We start from the raw sequence: 14281 nt of genomic DNA on the forward strand, positions 1-14281 counted from the left end.
CTATTTTTAATACGGTTGTTTGTCTATTCTTCGGCTGGCTGGTGTTCTTTCCGCAGCAAGTCGTTAACCGTTTTTACCGGGTTAAATGTAATCAGCGGAACTTCTACGAAAATGGTGTTCCAGTCGGCCATCGCGCCATTCCACAGACCGGGCAATTCCTGCGCTTTCAAGTCTTTCCCATCTTTCGATTTTGCCGTAATGAAGCCTGTGAGTGGATCGCGGTAGGCGGGCAGATCATATTTTTTGCCATGGCGATCGTTCAGCCCACAAACTAAATCGACGGGGTTGAAGTGCGTCGCTTCGTCAAAAATGGCTTTTTGTGCCGGATTTTCCAGATCGATCTGGGCCGATTCAACCACTTGCAGCGAGACGGAGCCATCCTGATTTCTTGCCCAGAACGGTCCACCACCGGGTTCGCCAACATTTTTCACCATACCACATACGCGTACAGGACGATCCAGCTTCCGTCGGAAATAGGCTACTTTCTCTTCATTTGATAAGCTGTCAAACCCGTCGGGAGGGAGTGTGAACAGGGTTCGCCGGAACAATTCATCAGCTTCAGCCAGATAGCCCTCACTCACGTTTTCAGCGTCCAGAAGATCCTGTAAACGAGCAATCTGCTGTTGGGCATCGAGCAATACAGCGGCTATTACTTTTTTATAGGTAATGGTTGGCTCCTTGATTTCGTCCGGCACTACGTTGTCGATATTCTTGATGAACACGATGTCGGCATGAATATCGTTGAGATTTTCGATCAAAGCGCCATGACCCGCCGGACGGAATAATAACGAACCGTCGGCATTGCGGAACGGCGAATTGTCCATGTTGACCGAAATCGTATCGGTCGATTTTTTCTGTTCTGAGAAGCTTATGTCGAAGGTTACGCCAAGCCAGGCTTCATAGTCAGCTTTCTGCTCATCGATAAGTTGCTCGAAGCGGGAGCGGTGTTCGGGTGAAACAGTGAAGTGAATTTTTACCAGCCCATCGGCATTGGCATAGGCGGCTCCTTCTACCAGGTGTTCCTCTACAGGTGTACGTGGTCCATCGATATACTGGTGAAATTTGAGCAACCCTTTTGGTAAACTCCCGTAATCCAAACCTTTGTCGGTCAGCAGATAGGTCAGTACGGTTTTCCGGTCGTTGTCGGTTACCGCTTTGTCCAGATCCAGGCCATCGGCGGCCATAGCCGCTTTCAGATCTTCATAGAACGCGAAATCTGCAATACGGGTAAAGAATTCGTCAACAGATTTGTCGGATTTACCATCTAGTGCAGCAAACAATGACTTAAACATCCGGGTAGCTGCTCCCGACGCGGGTACAAATTTGACCAGGTCGCGCTCATGGGCAGCTTCATCGAAACGGTGAATATAAGCCGTTATCTGGTCGTCGGGTACACGAACAATGCCATCGCCAATGGTAGCGGCTTTAATGACGTTCAGGTATGGAAAGCCTTCTACGAAGTGCTGTATTTGCTGGTCAATCTGGTCGAGAGTTACCCCTTGTACCAGAATCTGGTCCTGATCCTGCTCAGTAAACTGCATAGCAATAAGATGAAATAGCGTTTAGAACGTTGGCAAATTGCGGATTTCGACAATAGGACGCAAATCAAATTATTGCAAAAAGACATAACTATATGCCAATTTTGTACCCCTTAAGTCATTTCTTGATCACGAACCTTTGCCGGGCTCTAAACTAATACATTGCCATGAAACTAATTGCTTTCGACGCCGATGATACGCTTTGGGTTAATGAACCCAACTATGTAGATGTAAAGCAAAAGTTATGCGACCTGCTGGCACATCATATTGATGAGGAGACGCTCTCAAGCCGGTTTTATGAAACCCAGATGCGAAACATGAACCTGTTTGGCTACGGAGCAAAGAGTTTTATTCTGTCAATGATCGAAACGGCGATTCAACTGACTGATGGCGCTATAACAGGTTCTGAAATTCAGCAGATTATTGATACCGGACGTCAGCTTATCAACTACCCGATTGATGTACTGGACGGTATTCCTGAAGTACTGGAAACGCTTTCCAAAAACTTTGATCTGATGTTACTGACCAAAGGTGATCTGTTCGATCAGGAGAGTAAGATTGCGCGTTCGGGTCTGGGGCACTACTTCAGGCACATGGAAATCGTTTCGGAAAAGAACGAGCAGGCTTATCAGCGTGTATTGCAGAAATATAATGTAAAACCAGCCGACTTTATCATGATTGGCAACTCGTTAAAGTCCGACATTTTACCGGTTGTACATATCGGCGGACACGCGATTCACATTCCGTATTCCATCACCTGGATTCATGAGCGGGTGGAAGACGAGCAACTGGTCGGTAAATCATTTACTACGCTGGAAAGCGCCCGTGAGCTACTGGCTTTGTTCTGAGGGATGGCGCTTGTCGTATCGCACGAGGGCTTCGATTAGAACATCGTCGGTCAGATTCTGCGAATGGGCGGCAATAAAGTCGGCAAGTTCGGGGCCCATATCGGGTAACACCCGGCTGAGTGAATATTCGGTAGGAATGATAAAGCGGGGCCTATCCCCTGGTTTTTGTAGGTAGAGATCCTTCGATAGAATGTATTTTCCATCGAATCTGTCTTCAGGTGGGGTGCGCCTGGTGTACAGTTTGCGGTCAATCGGTCGGAACTGCTTACTCCATCGGCAAAACAATTTTGTAGGACCATCATACAAAACTTCGTAGTAGGTGACCCGCTGTATACCTAATACCTTGTAAGGATCGCTAATAAACCGACGACCTTCGAACAGAAACTCATCGGGTAAAGCCTGTACTATTGCCACAGAATCGCTTAGTCCGCAATAAATCTGATCGACAACCAGGTTATAAGCAATGGCAGCAGGCACTTTATGCTGATTTCTGTATACCAGATAGCCATAGTGCCAGACTTTGTCGTTTAAGTAAGGCGTTCCTAAATAGGTAGGAGAATACCAGGTGCCGCTGAAATTTTCTACAGTTACTAATCGCCCTTTTTCATCCTGCGTAATAACCCGGTACGGCCGTTGGCCCTGGGCCAAACTTATATGCTGACAGATTAAGCAGACCGTGATGCTGAGTAGATAGGCGAAGCGTTCCATGGCTGTGGTAGGTGGTAGTATTTATAGCATTCTGAGCGAATATAGTTACTGAACCAACCACAGGTACAGATGGGAAAAGGGAATAATTAAAATTAATCGCTTTTAAATTCAGATTTTCCGCTACTAATGGAAGCCTACTGGATAGAAAATTGGTCTGCATCCAGATTGGCTGGAAACTTCTGGCGAAATGCCTGTAAATCATCCAGGGAAATCGTTTGCTGATGAACGGCTTCGGTATCGGTATGGCGGGCAAGTAGCTCCCCTTTGAAGTCGATAATGGCTGAGTCGCCGGAGTAGGGGTGTCCGTTTCCATCGGTACCCACGCGATTGACACCCGCCACATAGGCCAGATTTTCGATGGCTCGTGCCTGCAATAAGGCATTCCAGGGGGCTCGGCGAACGGCTGGCCAGTTAGCTACATACAAGAGTAAGTCATAAGCAAACTCATGCGATTGGCCATCGGTATTCCGGCTCCAGACCGGAAACCGAAGATCGTAGCAGATAAGTGGACAAATTCGCCACCCTTTCCATTCTTTGATAATTCGACGGGTTCCGGCCGTATAAATTTTTTCTTCGCCCGCCATGCGGAACAGATGCCGTTTGTCGTAGGTATCGAACTGCCCATCGGGCTGCATCCAGACGAGACGGTTAAAGTAGTTAATCCCTTCTTTTACCACATAACTTCCCGTAACTACAGCGCCCGTTTGGGCTGCCATCTGCTTGAGCCAACGAAAAGTCATCAAGTTCATAGGCTCGGCTACGGAAGCAGCATCCATTGTAAAGCCCGTTGTAAACATTTCAGGCAATACAATCAGGTCGGTAGGCTCTGGTAAACTGAATATACGCTCCTCCAGCATGGCGCGGTTCGCCACCGGATCTTGCCAGTATAGGCTGGTTTGGAGGAGCGTGATATTCATTGTCTATTACTTTGGAAACTTCATTTTATACTCTGCGTCGGTTTTGCCTTTTGAGATGTCGGTCAGTTTTTTCTTAATGAGCGTCCGGCGGATAGAGGGGAGGTAATCGGTAAACAGTTTGCCTTCCAGGTGGTCGTACTCGTGCTGAATAATTCGGGCCGCCATGCCATCATATTCTTCTTCGTGTTCGTTCCAGTCGGTATCAAAATAGCGAATAACCACAATTTCAGGTCGGAACACTTCGCCCCGAATTCCTGGAATACTCAGGCAACCTTCCTCAAAGCCCCAATCATCGCCCGCTTCTTCAATAATCTCTGGGTTGATAAATACTTTTTTGAAGTCAATCAGGCTCTTATCGATTTCTTCTTCGGGCTCATCTTCATTCATTGGAGAGCCATCGACTACAAACATCCGAATACTTTGCCCAATCTGTGGGGCCGCTAAGCCAACACCCGAAGCCGCGTACATGGTTTCGAACATATTGTCGCTCAACGCTTTTACGTCGATGCTACCGGGTTCAATGTCTTTAGCCCGCTTCCGTAAAACGGGGTCGCCATAGGCAATTATTGGGAGTATCATAAATTTAATGAATAATGGATAATGGATAGTGAAAAACGGTTACAGGAAGTGTCATACATTTTTCATTATCCATTATCCATTACTTTTTGCTTTCCATGTACGATTGTAGGATGATGGCGGCACTTACTTTGTCGATATTACCTTTCTCGCGTCGGTCTTTTTTAGTACTTCCTCCGGCAATCATAGCTTGCAAAGCCATTACTGACGTGAACCGTTCGTCGTGCCAGTGGACCGGAGTATCGGGGAATGCGTTCTGCAAATGCGTCACAAACTTCCGAACCCGGGCGGTATTGTCGGTATCGGCACCATCTAATCCTTTGGGCAAGCCCACTATATAAGCTTCGACGGGTTCGCGCTGCGTATATGCCTTTAAAAACTTCAATACTTCGTGGGAAGGCACCGTTTCTAACGCCGTGGCAATTAATTGCAGAGGGTCAGTAACAGCTATACCCGTTCGCTTCGAACCGTAATCGATCGCTAATAGTCTTGCCATTTCGGTAACAAAGGTACGAAGGCTAAAGGCAGGGTGCAAGAAGCGGGGTGCAGGGAGCAAGGAGCGGGGATATCGGGGGACGCTCTACACGTTTCAATCTATACTAACCCCGCTCCTTGCTCCCTGCACCCCGCCATTTCTCCACATCGGCCCACGTATCCAGGTCGATTGTGCCCAGATCAAAAGCGACTTCAGCACAATCATCCGGATGTTGTTGTATGAGCTTACGGGCGCCTACATCGCCAGAGAGTTGCCTGAAAGCCGATTGGTAGCTCATTGAAAATAAGGCGGGTACACCTAAATGGCCAGGGTTGCCATACCGGCACGCCACTATGCCTTTGCCAGTCTGCTGCTGGGTAATGATAAGCTTTTGGAGTAAATCTACCGTAACGAAGGGCTGGTCGGTCAGGAGAACCAGAAAGGATTCTATTGTGGTGTCGGTCAGACTAGTCAAGCCAGCGTGTAAAGAAGAGGCCAACCCCTCCTGCCAGTTCGGATTGGTTACCAGCTGAACGGGTAGATGCTGAATTTCAGGCTGAATGAGCGATTGGTTGGCACCCAAAACGACACTAACTGGCCCGGCCTTTAGTGATAATGCGGTTTGAACAATACGTTGAATCAGTGACGTACCGTCCTGTGTCAATAACTGTTTAGGCTGACCTCCGAGTCGGTTAGAAGCACCCGCTGCTAAGATGATCGTCGCAAGGTTCATGCATCCAAGCCTACTGTACCTGCACTGATATCTTCTAAATCAATCGACGTACCGAGTCGGCCATAACCCGCTGCATTGCCCGAAACGCGCTCATGAATTGGCCCCGATTTGTCTTTCAAAAAACTGCCCGTCCGTTTAGTGAAGAACGCTTTTATTTCGGCAATGATGGAAAGCGCAATTTCGTCTGGTGTTTCAGCGCCCAGATCCAGACCAATCGGTGAATGGACACGATCTAATTGCGCTTCCGAGAACGACAACCGATCTTTAGCAAACTCGTCCTGCATTTTATCGAACCGTTTGCGGGGGCCCAGCATACCAATATACGGCACTTCTGTTTTAAGAAGCTCCTGTAATACGGCACGGTCATAATTGAAATTATGCGACATCAGTACCGCTGCTGTGCGATCCGTGATAGTCAGTTGATCGAGTACCACCTGTCGATCGGCATACAGAACACAGGTAGCAGCCGGGAATCGTTTGGGGGATAGGTGAGCAATGCAGTCGTCGGTAACGGTAACCTGCCAGCCTATTTCACGGGCGAGTTTGGCTACTGGAATCACATCGTACCCGGCTCCAAAAATGACCAATTCAATACCCGGATCGATGCGCTCAATAAATACTTCAACGGTTTCCAGTCCAACGGTATAGCCTTTTGTCAACGGTTTGCCCAGATCGAAGACCTCTTCCATGTCGGGCTTAAGCCAGGCCGGTACAGATTCGTCGGCTAGTCCTGTCAGCACAAACCGATTTCCGGGCAGTAATGTAGTGCCATCACTTTTCAGAATGGTAGCTAAAGCCCGGACATCACGTTTCTGCGCAAATTCTTTCAGAAACGCGATTGGGTTTTGCGTATCTGTAGGTTGAATCGGTTCGATCAGTACGTCGATAATACCGTTGCAACCTAAACCCACGCCAAAGCTGTTAGCGCCGTCGTCCATGGTATCGTAAGTAACCACAATAGGCTGGCCATCGAGCATCACCTGCCGGGCTTTCCGTAGGGCATCACCTTCCAGACAACCACCACTGATTGCACCTTCCCAGCGCCCATCGTCTGTAATGAGCATACGGGCACCCGGACGCCGGTACGATGACCCTTCAACCCAGACAACAGTTGCCAAAGCGGCTTTTCGTTGCGAAAAGTCAATCTGCTCAAAAACGTCGACGATACGGGTTATTTCCTTCATAATGTATGTTTTTCGGTGGCTTACACGTCAGTTGATGTTGCATCAGCTACCGTAAACTGTGAACCGTAGGTAGATTGTTACAAATACATTAGGCTATTTTTTGTCATGCTGACGAAGGAAGCATCTTCGGAGATGATCTTATGTATAGCCTCCGAAGATGCTTCCTTCGTCAGCATGACAAAAATAGCCCTTGTCGCATCCTCTAAACTATTTATACTCGGATACTTATATCGAATAAATTATACCTTCTCTAAATCAAACGGTAATTTACGGACTCGCTTGCCCGTGGCGGCAAATACCGCATTCGCCAGTGCAGGAGCCAGCGGGGGCAAACCCGGTTCGCCAACACCTTTGATCGTCGGTCCGCCTTCAGCCAGAATATGCACCTCAACTTCAGGCATTTCCTGGATACGTAGCATTCGGTTCGCGTCAAAATTTGTCTGTACCGTCCGACCGTTTGCGAACGTAATCCCGTCTTTGGTAGCGGCAGTCAGGGCCATCGCAATAGCGCCTTCTACCTGCGCTTTTACGGTGTCGGGGTTAACGACCGTACCGAGGTCAATGACACAATAGACTTTGTCAACGGTGATGCCGCCCGATTTGTTTTTCGAAACTTCGACCACCTGCCCAGCCAGACCCGCAAAGAATTCCCACTGAGCTACACCCCGGCCTTTTCCGGCAGGCAGCGGCTTGTCCCAACCCGAAACCTCTTTCAGTTTGGTCATCATCCGTCTGGCGTCGGTATCCTTCGTTAGCAAGCTTAACCGGAACGCCATCGGGTCTTTCCCGGCTTTGTGGGCCATTTCGTCCAGAAAACACTCGTGAGCAAAGGCAACCGTCGAACTGGTCACCGACCGCCAGTAGGTGAGCGGAATGTGAATGTCTGAATGGACGTAGCGAGTGCTTAGGTTTGGAATCTCATATTTCTGTTCGCCCGTTCCTTCGAGCATGGTGCCGTCGGGTTTGGTTTTGTCGTACTTATCACTCATCGTCGCGTCGATGGAGGGCGAAATAACCTTATGCTGGAACGCAACCGCTTTTCCATCGGCCGACAAGGCTCCACGCATAGCCGAGAATGTGAGGGGCCGGAAAGGCCCCAGGCTCGTATCATCTTCGCGGGTCCAGACAACTTTTACGGGTTTGCCAACGGTTTTCGACAATAGAGCTGCTTCAGTAGCAAAATCCTGCGTGAGTCGACGGCCAAAACCGCCACCATTGAACATGACATGCACCGTAACATTATCAGGCGATACCTTCAATACCTTCGCAACCTCATCTTTTACCAGATCGCCCCCTTGCGTCGATACCCAAAGCTCAATTTTGTCGTCTGGCTGGTAATGGGCCAGCGCGTTCATCGGCTCCATGGGAGAGTGGCTCACCATAGGGGTTTCGTAGAACGCTTCCAGTTTGGTTGGGGCTTCGGCAAAGGTTTTGTCAAAATCGCCTGCGTTATGGCCAACTACGCCATCGGCCTTTTCTAGATTACGAAGGCTTTTTTCGTAGTCGACCGAGTTGAACGTATCGTGATGCTGATGATCCCACTGCACCTTGAGTGCTTTACGGCCCTGTAAAGCAGCCCAGTAATTATCAGCCAGAATGGCAACGCCTTCGTAACGGTTTTTGCCCATGACCCGCTCTACTTTCACCGCTTTCTGAACGCCCTTTACTTTCAGGGCTTGGGCCGCATCGAAGCTAACGAGTTTACTGCCCAGCACCGGACACCGTTCGATGGACGCGTAGAGCATTCCGGCTACTTTAGCATCCATTCCAAACTTCGCCTGACCATTCACCTTCGTCGGTACATCGGGCCGGGGAATCGATTTGCCCAGCATCGTGAATTGCTTCGGGTCTTTCAGCTTCGGCTCTTTCGGTACAGGAAGTTTGGCCGCTGTTTCGGCCAGTTGCCCGTAGGTGAGTTTTTTGCCGGATGGTTTGTGAATTACCGTCGCATTTTCAGCGTAACATTCCTCGACGGGCACATTCCATTGACCACTAGCGGCTTTGATGAGCATCTCGCGGGCTGAAGCGCCCACTTTTCGCATCTGCGTATAGCCACCCCGAATAGAGCCGCTGCCGCCCACCGCCTGCGACCACATACCCCCATATTTCTTTTCGCCACCCGTTTGCCGGATAATGACTTTATCCAGTGATACTTCCAGCTCTTCGGCAATCAGCGCGGGCACCGACTGATAGGTTCCCTGTCCAATTTCGGGACGGGGGTTCATAAGGGTAATTTGCCCCGATTTGTCGATCAGTACGTAAGGGGTAAGTTCGGCCGCTTCAGCCTGGGCCAGTCCAGGCTGGGCACTCAGGTTGTGTACCGGGCTGGCCAGCAAATCGGTGCCCGATAAGCCCAGCGCAAACGTAGCCCCAGTTAGTCCTGCTGCTTTCAGAAAAGCCCGACGGGATGGGGTCAATTCGGATTGTTTCGGGTTATGGCTCATCGTTCACCGATTTTAGGGGCTGATTTAGGCAATTTAGGGGCCGATGTCATCTCGGTCGATGCCGTATGAATGGCCTGGCGAATCCGATTGTAGGTGCCACAGCGGCAAATGTTTCCCTGCATAGCGGCATCAATATCCGCATCGGTTGGCTTGGGCGTTTGTTTCAGCAGGGCCAGCGCCGACATGATCTGGCCTGACTGGCAATAACCACACTGTGGGACCTGATGCTCGATCCAGGCTTTTTGAATCGGATGATCGCCATTCTTCGAAATTCCTTCTATGGTTGTGATTTTATGCCCTGCGGCCGCCGAAACCGGGAAGCTACAGGAACGGATCGGGTTGCCATCGAGATGGACGGTGCAGGCACCGCATTGGGCAATACCACAGCCGAATTTGGTGCCCGTTAGGCCGACAACATCCCGAATGGCCCATAGTAAGGGCATTTGAGGATCAATGTCCAGCGTATGCACCTGATTATTAATCGTTAGCTTTACCGCAGCCATAACGAATAAAGATAGGGTTTGAAAACTTGTTTATAGACGGAAAGATACAAATTATAGCTGAAATCTGCTCCGTTTTATAGGTACATGGTTGATTGGGGGTATAGATAGTAATTGTTATGCCCATGGAGTTGCCAAAATGCTGGAAAGCGCTTTAACTTTCCCCATGACTTTTGCTGAACAATTAACGACCTACTTCCAGACCGTTGGCGAGGAGTGCATTTTGGGCCTTTAGCTCGATTGTGTCATCTTCGGCTTTCACGATACACGGCTGAAAGTTTTATTGCTACGCTGGAAAGACACAAACGAGTGGTGTCTGCCGGGTGGGTTTATTTACAAGGAAGAATCGGTCGATACGGCAGCCGAGCGTGTATTGCGCGAACGTACCGGATTAGGCCATATTTATCTCCAGCAGTTCCACTTATTTGGCGAAGCCGTTCGGTACGACTGGCAGGATACCTGGCAGCGGCAACAAATTCCTTTTCCATTTGGCAGTCGATGGCCAAAACGGACCATATCGGCAGGCTATTACGCATTGGTCGATTACACCAAAGTAACCCCTACCACCGATTTTATGTCGGACGAGTGTAGCTGGTGGGATATTAGTGAATTACCATCAATGCTTTACGATCATCGGAATATTGTTGATGTAGCCCTTAAAACGATCCGGCTTCAGTTAAACTGGCAACCTATTGGATTGAATCTGATGCCCGAAAAATTCACGATTCCCGAACTCCAGCGACTGTACGAAGCCGTACTGGACCGACCGCTGGATGCTCGCAACTTTCACAAAAAAATAACCGGACTAAACATTCTCAAACGACTGGACGAACGCCGAACGGGTGGTGCCCATAAATCGCCTTACCTCTACCAGTTCGACGAGGACAATTACCAGAAAGCCCTCATTAATGGCAATCTGATTTTTATCTGATCTATTCTCCTATGAATCAACTTATTTAATTCGTGACCCGACCGAGCCAACATTAACACCTTGTGCGCAGTTGTTTTCAGGAATGCAACATTTGATTCTATGGACATGAATGCACAGTCTGCACAGCAGTTAGGCCTTGGCGTGATCGGAATGGGAGGGTTCGGTTTGTTTGCCGTTCAACAGTTTTTGCAGGTTGGTTTCCCCAACGGACTTCATGCAAAGCTGGTTGCCATTGCCGGATCGAAGCGGGAAGAAGCCGTTACAGTTGCCAAACGATTTGGGGCCGAACAGGTCGGAAGTCTGGAGGAACTAGTCAATCATCCTGATGTCGATATTGTTTACATCGCTACGCCCCCTTTTCTGCATTACGAGCAGGCTATGCTGGCGCTGAATGCGGGTAAGCATGTGATCTGTGAGAAACCATTGGCCATGAATCCGGAGCAGGGCCAGGAAATGATTGATACGGCCCGGCAAAAAGGCCTGTTGATGGTAACCAACCTGATGCAGCGCTATAATCCGATGTTTGCCCGGATTAAGCACCTGATCGACAAAAAACTTTTAGGAGAGTTTCTGCACGGCTATTTCGAAAATTATGCGGGTGATGAAGGGCTGTCGCCAGAGCACTGGTTCTGGGACCGGAGCAAAAGTGGCGGCATTTTTATTGAACATGGCGTACATTTCTTCGACATGTTCGCTGGCTGGCTCGGTGAAGGTACGGTAAAGGCCGCTCAGCTACTAAAACGACCAAACAGCAACGACATTGAAGACCAGGTGCAGGCAACAGTCGAGTATGGGGACGATGAAAGCGGCCGTAAGCTGGTTAATTTTTACCACGGATTTACCCAGACCGGCCGGATGGATCGTCAGGAAATGCGCCTTCTCTTCGAACGTGGTGATATTACGCTGTTTGAATGGGTGCCCACTCGGATGATCATGCGGTGTGCAGTCGACGAAGAAACGACTCGTGCGTTGATGGACTTATTTCCAGGGGCCCAACTGAATGTTACGGCTAATATTGGTGGGAAGGACAGACCCTTGCGGGGGCGGCACAAAACCTTCGATGCCTATCAACAGATCGAACTTCGATTCGGATTTGGCGACGAAAAGCAGCACATCTACAGTGAATTACTTCGGCTTATGTTTCGTGACCAACTCCGGGCTATTCAGTATCCAGGGTCGCACCGTATTATTCAGGAAGACAACGGCCTGGAATCACTGAAAACGGCAATAATTGCTGATCAATTGGCACGGAGCTAAGATAACCCACTAATGATAAGGCGGTTTTAGTTATTAAAAAATTTAAAAAACTTTGCCTCGTGCCCTATAAGTGGTGCAAACTGCCTAAATTTTTGCGACATTTGCGGCTCGCTAAACCATCTTTCTCCGCATAACGCATGATCACGGAGTCAACTATTCTCGACAATACAGACGGCTTATTGTCGGGTGCATCACCCTCAGGTGGCCCTATTCAATCGGCCATCACGTATGAAAAAATTCCAACCCATATCTACGCTGATGCCAAAGACGCATCGCGGGCAGTGGCGCAGGAAATTGCTGATTTGATTCGCCAGAAGCAAAGCGAAGGGAAACCCTGCGTACTGGGACTGGCAACCGGCTCATCGCCCAAAACGGTTTATGCCGAGCTGATTCGGATGCACCGGGAAGAAGGACTGAGTTTCCGTAATGTGGTTTCATTCAATCTGGATGAATATTACCCTATGGAGCCTGATTCACTGCAGAGCTATTGGCGGTTTATGCGGGAACAGTTGTTCGATCATGTCGATATTCCACAGGGTAACTACCATGTTCCCGATGGTACTGTCCGTACCGACAAAGTGGCTGAGTTTTCGAAACAGTACGAAGCGACTATCGAAGCGGCAGGTGGTCTGGATTTTCAGTTATTGGGTATCGGCGGTAATGGCCACATTGGTTTCAATGAACCAGGGTCGCTCATTAACTCGCATACCCGTTTGATGATGCTCGATAACTCGACACGGGCTGCTGCATCGGTTGATTTTGGTGGTCTCGCCAAAACGCCCCGGAAAGCGATTACGATGGGGGTTGCGAGTATTTTGAGTGCCCGTCGGGTGGTACTGCTGGCCTGGGGTGAACGAAAAGCGCCCGTTATTCGAGGTGCCGTAGAAGGCCTCGTTACGGAGCTGAATCCGGCATCGTACCTGCAGACACATCCAAACTCCTTGTTTGTGATCGACGAAGCGGCTGCATCGGAGTTGACCCGTATGAAGACACCCTGGCTGGTGGATTCGGTTGTTTGGGACAACAAAATGAAGAAAAAAGCTGTCACCCATCTGTCATTGACGTTAGGTAAGCCTGTTCTGAAACTGACCGACCGGGATTACAACGATAATGGGATGAGCGACCTGCTGGCTCAGTATGGTCAGGCATACGACATCAATATCGACGTTTTCAACCAGCTTCAGCATACCATTACGGGATGGCCCGGTGGCAAGCCCAATGCCGACGATACCAATCGTCCTGAACGGGCATTGCCGGCACACAAGCGTTGTCTGATTTTCAGCCCGCACCCCGACGATGATATTATTTCGATGGGTGGTACCTTCCAGCGTCTGCGCGATCAGGGGCATGAAGTTCATGTAGGCTATCAGACTTCGGGCAACATTGCGGTGGCAGATGATGAAGCCCTGCGTTTTGCGGATTATGTCGTTGATTTCAACGCGAAGTTTGGTATCAATAGCCCGGAAGCTACCCGGATTTTCCATGATGCGGCTGCTTCATTGCGCGAGAAGAAAGATAGTGAAGTCGATACCCCCGAAGTACGCTATGTAAAAGGGCTTATTCGGATGGGCGAGGCTAAATCGACCTGCCGATTTGTGGGGATTCCCGTTGAGAATGCCCACTTTATGAACATGCCTTTCTACGAAACCGGAACGGTAGCGAAAAAGCCAATCAGTGAGGAAGATGTTAAGATTACGATGGACTTAATTGAAAAAATTAAGCCACATCAAATCTACGCGGCTGGTGACTTGGCCGATCCACACGGTACGCACAAAGTCTGTCTGGATGCCGTTATGGAAGCGGTTCGTCGCTTAAAGCATAAGAATTTCATGAAAGACTGCTGGGTGTGGCTCTATCGTGGTGCCTGGGCCGAGTGGGATATTCACGAAATCGAAATGGCTGTACCGATGTCGCCCGATCAGGTGATGAAAAAGCGGTTGGGCATTTTCAAACACCAGTCGCAGAAAGATGGCGTGGTGTACCAGGGTACCGATTCGCGGGAATTCTGGCAGCGGGCCGAAGAACGGAACAGCGCAACGGCTGGTCTTTATAACCGACTCGGCCTTGCCGAATACGAAGCCATGGAAGCCTTTGTCCGCTGGCGGTTTTAAGTCAATAAAGTTTTAAATAAAAAGCCCCTCACAGCAAAAGGAGGGGCTTTTTTATGCTC

13 protein-coding genes are annotated in these 14281 nt (G+C 49.4%); 4 read left to right on the plus strand and 9 right to left on the minus strand.

The window, feature by feature from the left end:
• Nucleotides 1-23: 23 nt before the first annotated feature.
• The gene (locus tag BGO59_RS34115) at nt 24-1541 is read right to left on the minus strand and encodes a DUF4301 family protein (protein ID WP_293691813.1); all 1518 of its coding nucleotides are present in this window, start codon (nt 1539-1541) and stop codon (nt 24-26) included.
• Nucleotides 1542-1705: 164 nt separating this feature from the next.
• Between BGO59_RS34115 and BGO59_RS34120 the strand changes: the two genes are divergently transcribed.
• On the plus strand, nt 1706-2386 hold the full coding sequence (locus BGO59_RS34120; RefSeq protein WP_293691815.1) for an HAD family hydrolase: 681 nt from the start codon (nt 1706-1708) through the stop codon (nt 2384-2386).
• Here BGO59_RS34120 and BGO59_RS34125 read toward each other — a convergent pair.
• From BGO59_RS34125 to BGO59_RS34160, 8 genes are all read right to left on the minus strand, one after another.
• Nucleotides 2369-3094 carry a hypothetical protein gene (locus BGO59_RS34125; RefSeq protein WP_293691817.1) on the minus strand — a complete coding sequence of 242 codons (726 nt, stop codon included), beginning with the start codon at nt 3092-3094 and terminating at the stop codon, nt 2369-2371. The genes BGO59_RS34120 and BGO59_RS34125 overlap by 18 nt on opposite strands.
• A gap of 134 nt (nt 3095-3228) precedes the next feature.
• The gene (locus BGO59_RS34130; RefSeq protein WP_293691819.1) at nt 3229-4011 is read right to left on the minus strand and encodes an amidohydrolase; all 783 of its coding nucleotides are present in this window, start codon (nt 4009-4011) and stop codon (nt 3229-3231) included.
• Between the two features lie 6 nt (nt 4012-4017).
• Complete coding sequence (def, locus tag BGO59_RS34135) at nt 4018-4590, minus strand: peptide deformylase (RefSeq protein ID WP_293691821.1); 573 nt, start codon at nt 4588-4590, stop codon at nt 4018-4020.
• A 79-nt stretch (nt 4591-4669) separates the two neighbouring features.
• Nucleotides 4670-5083: a Holliday junction resolvase RuvX gene (gene ruvX, locus BGO59_RS34140; protein ID WP_293691823.1), complete on the minus strand. Its 414-nt coding sequence runs from the start codon at nt 5081-5083 to the stop codon at nt 4670-4672.
• A 103-nt stretch (nt 5084-5186) separates the two neighbouring features.
• Nucleotides 5187-5795: a nucleotidyltransferase family protein gene (locus BGO59_RS34145; protein ID WP_293691825.1), complete on the minus strand. Its 609-nt coding sequence runs from the start codon at nt 5793-5795 to the stop codon at nt 5187-5189.
• Nucleotides 5792-6979: an XdhC family protein gene (locus BGO59_RS34150; protein ID WP_293691827.1), complete on the minus strand. Its 1188-nt coding sequence runs from the start codon at nt 6977-6979 to the stop codon at nt 5792-5794. The genes BGO59_RS34145 and BGO59_RS34150 overlap by 4 nt, the downstream gene beginning before the upstream one ends.
• A 239-nt stretch (nt 6980-7218) precedes the next feature.
• Nucleotides 7219-9423 carry a xanthine dehydrogenase family protein molybdopterin-binding subunit gene (locus BGO59_RS34155; RefSeq protein WP_293691829.1) on the minus strand — a complete coding sequence of 735 codons (2205 nt, stop codon included), beginning with the start codon at nt 9421-9423 and terminating at the stop codon, nt 7219-7221.
• On the minus strand, nt 9420-9926 hold the full coding sequence (locus tag BGO59_RS34160; RefSeq protein WP_293691831.1) for a (2Fe-2S)-binding protein: 507 nt from the start codon (nt 9924-9926) through the stop codon (nt 9420-9422). The genes BGO59_RS34155 and BGO59_RS34160 overlap by 4 nt, the downstream gene beginning before the upstream one ends.
• Before the next feature lie 268 nt (nt 9927-10194).
• Between BGO59_RS34160 and BGO59_RS34165 the strand changes: the two genes are divergently transcribed.
• From BGO59_RS34165 to nagB, 3 genes are all read left to right on the plus strand, one after another.
• Complete coding sequence (locus BGO59_RS34165) at nt 10195-10854, plus strand: NUDIX domain-containing protein (protein WP_365981616.1); 660 nt, start codon at nt 10195-10197, stop codon at nt 10852-10854.
• 99 nt (nt 10855-10953) lie between these two features.
• Nucleotides 10954-12111, plus strand: coding sequence for a Gfo/Idh/MocA family oxidoreductase (locus tag BGO59_RS34170; protein ID WP_293691833.1), 1158 nt, complete (start codon nt 10954-10956; stop codon nt 12109-12111).
• Nucleotides 12112-12248: 137 nt separating this feature from the next.
• The gene (gene nagB, locus BGO59_RS34175) at nt 12249-14222 is read left to right on the plus strand and encodes a glucosamine-6-phosphate deaminase (protein ID WP_293691835.1); all 1974 of its coding nucleotides are present in this window, start codon (nt 12249-12251) and stop codon (nt 14220-14222) included.
• Nucleotides 14223-14281: the final 59 nt, after the last annotated feature.

It is taken from the genome of Spirosoma sp. 48-14 (assembly GCF_001898575.1).
In the GTDB taxonomy this organism is placed as follows: domain Bacteria; phylum Bacteroidota; class Bacteroidia; order Cytophagales; family Spirosomataceae; genus Spirosoma.

Bases quoted from the DNA above. Each gene is read 5' to 3' on its own strand.
- BGO59_RS34155 (WP_293691829.1), bottom strand. From the start codon at position 9,423: ATGAGCCATAACCCGAAACAATCCGAATTGACCCCATCCCGTCGGGCT.
- nagB (WP_293691835.1), top strand. From the start codon at position 12,249: ATGATCACGGAGTCAACTATTCTCGACAATACAGACGGCTTATTGTCG.
- BGO59_RS34160 (WP_293691831.1), bottom strand. From the start codon at position 9,926: ATGGCTGCGGTAAAGCTAACGATTAATAATCAGGTGCATACGCTGGAC.
- BGO59_RS34120 (WP_293691815.1), top strand. From the start codon at position 1,706: ATGAAACTAATTGCTTTCGACGCCGATGATACGCTTTGGGTTAATGAA.
- ruvX (WP_293691823.1), bottom strand. From the start codon at position 5,083: ATGGCAAGACTATTAGCGATCGATTACGGTTCGAAGCGAACGGGTATA.
- def (WP_293691821.1), bottom strand. From the start codon at position 4,590: ATGATACTCCCAATAATTGCCTATGGCGACCCCGTTTTACGGAAGCGG.
- BGO59_RS34125 (WP_293691817.1), bottom strand. From the start codon at position 3,094: ATGGAACGCTTCGCCTATCTACTCAGCATCACGGTCTGCTTAATCTGT.
- BGO59_RS34170 (WP_293691833.1), top strand. From the start codon at position 10,954: ATGGACATGAATGCACAGTCTGCACAGCAGTTAGGCCTTGGCGTGATC.
- BGO59_RS34130 (WP_293691819.1), bottom strand. From the start codon at position 4,011: ATGAATATCACGCTCCTCCAAACCAGCCTATACTGGCAAGATCCGGTG.
- BGO59_RS34115 (WP_293691813.1), bottom strand. From the start codon at position 1,541: ATGCAGTTTACTGAGCAGGATCAGGACCAGATTCTGGTACAAGGGGTA.
- BGO59_RS34145 (WP_293691825.1), bottom strand. From the start codon at position 5,795: ATGAACCTTGCGACGATCATCTTAGCAGCGGGTGCTTCTAACCGACTC.
- BGO59_RS34150 (WP_293691827.1), bottom strand. From the start codon at position 6,979: ATGAAGGAAATAACCCGTATCGTCGACGTTTTTGAGCAGATTGACTTT.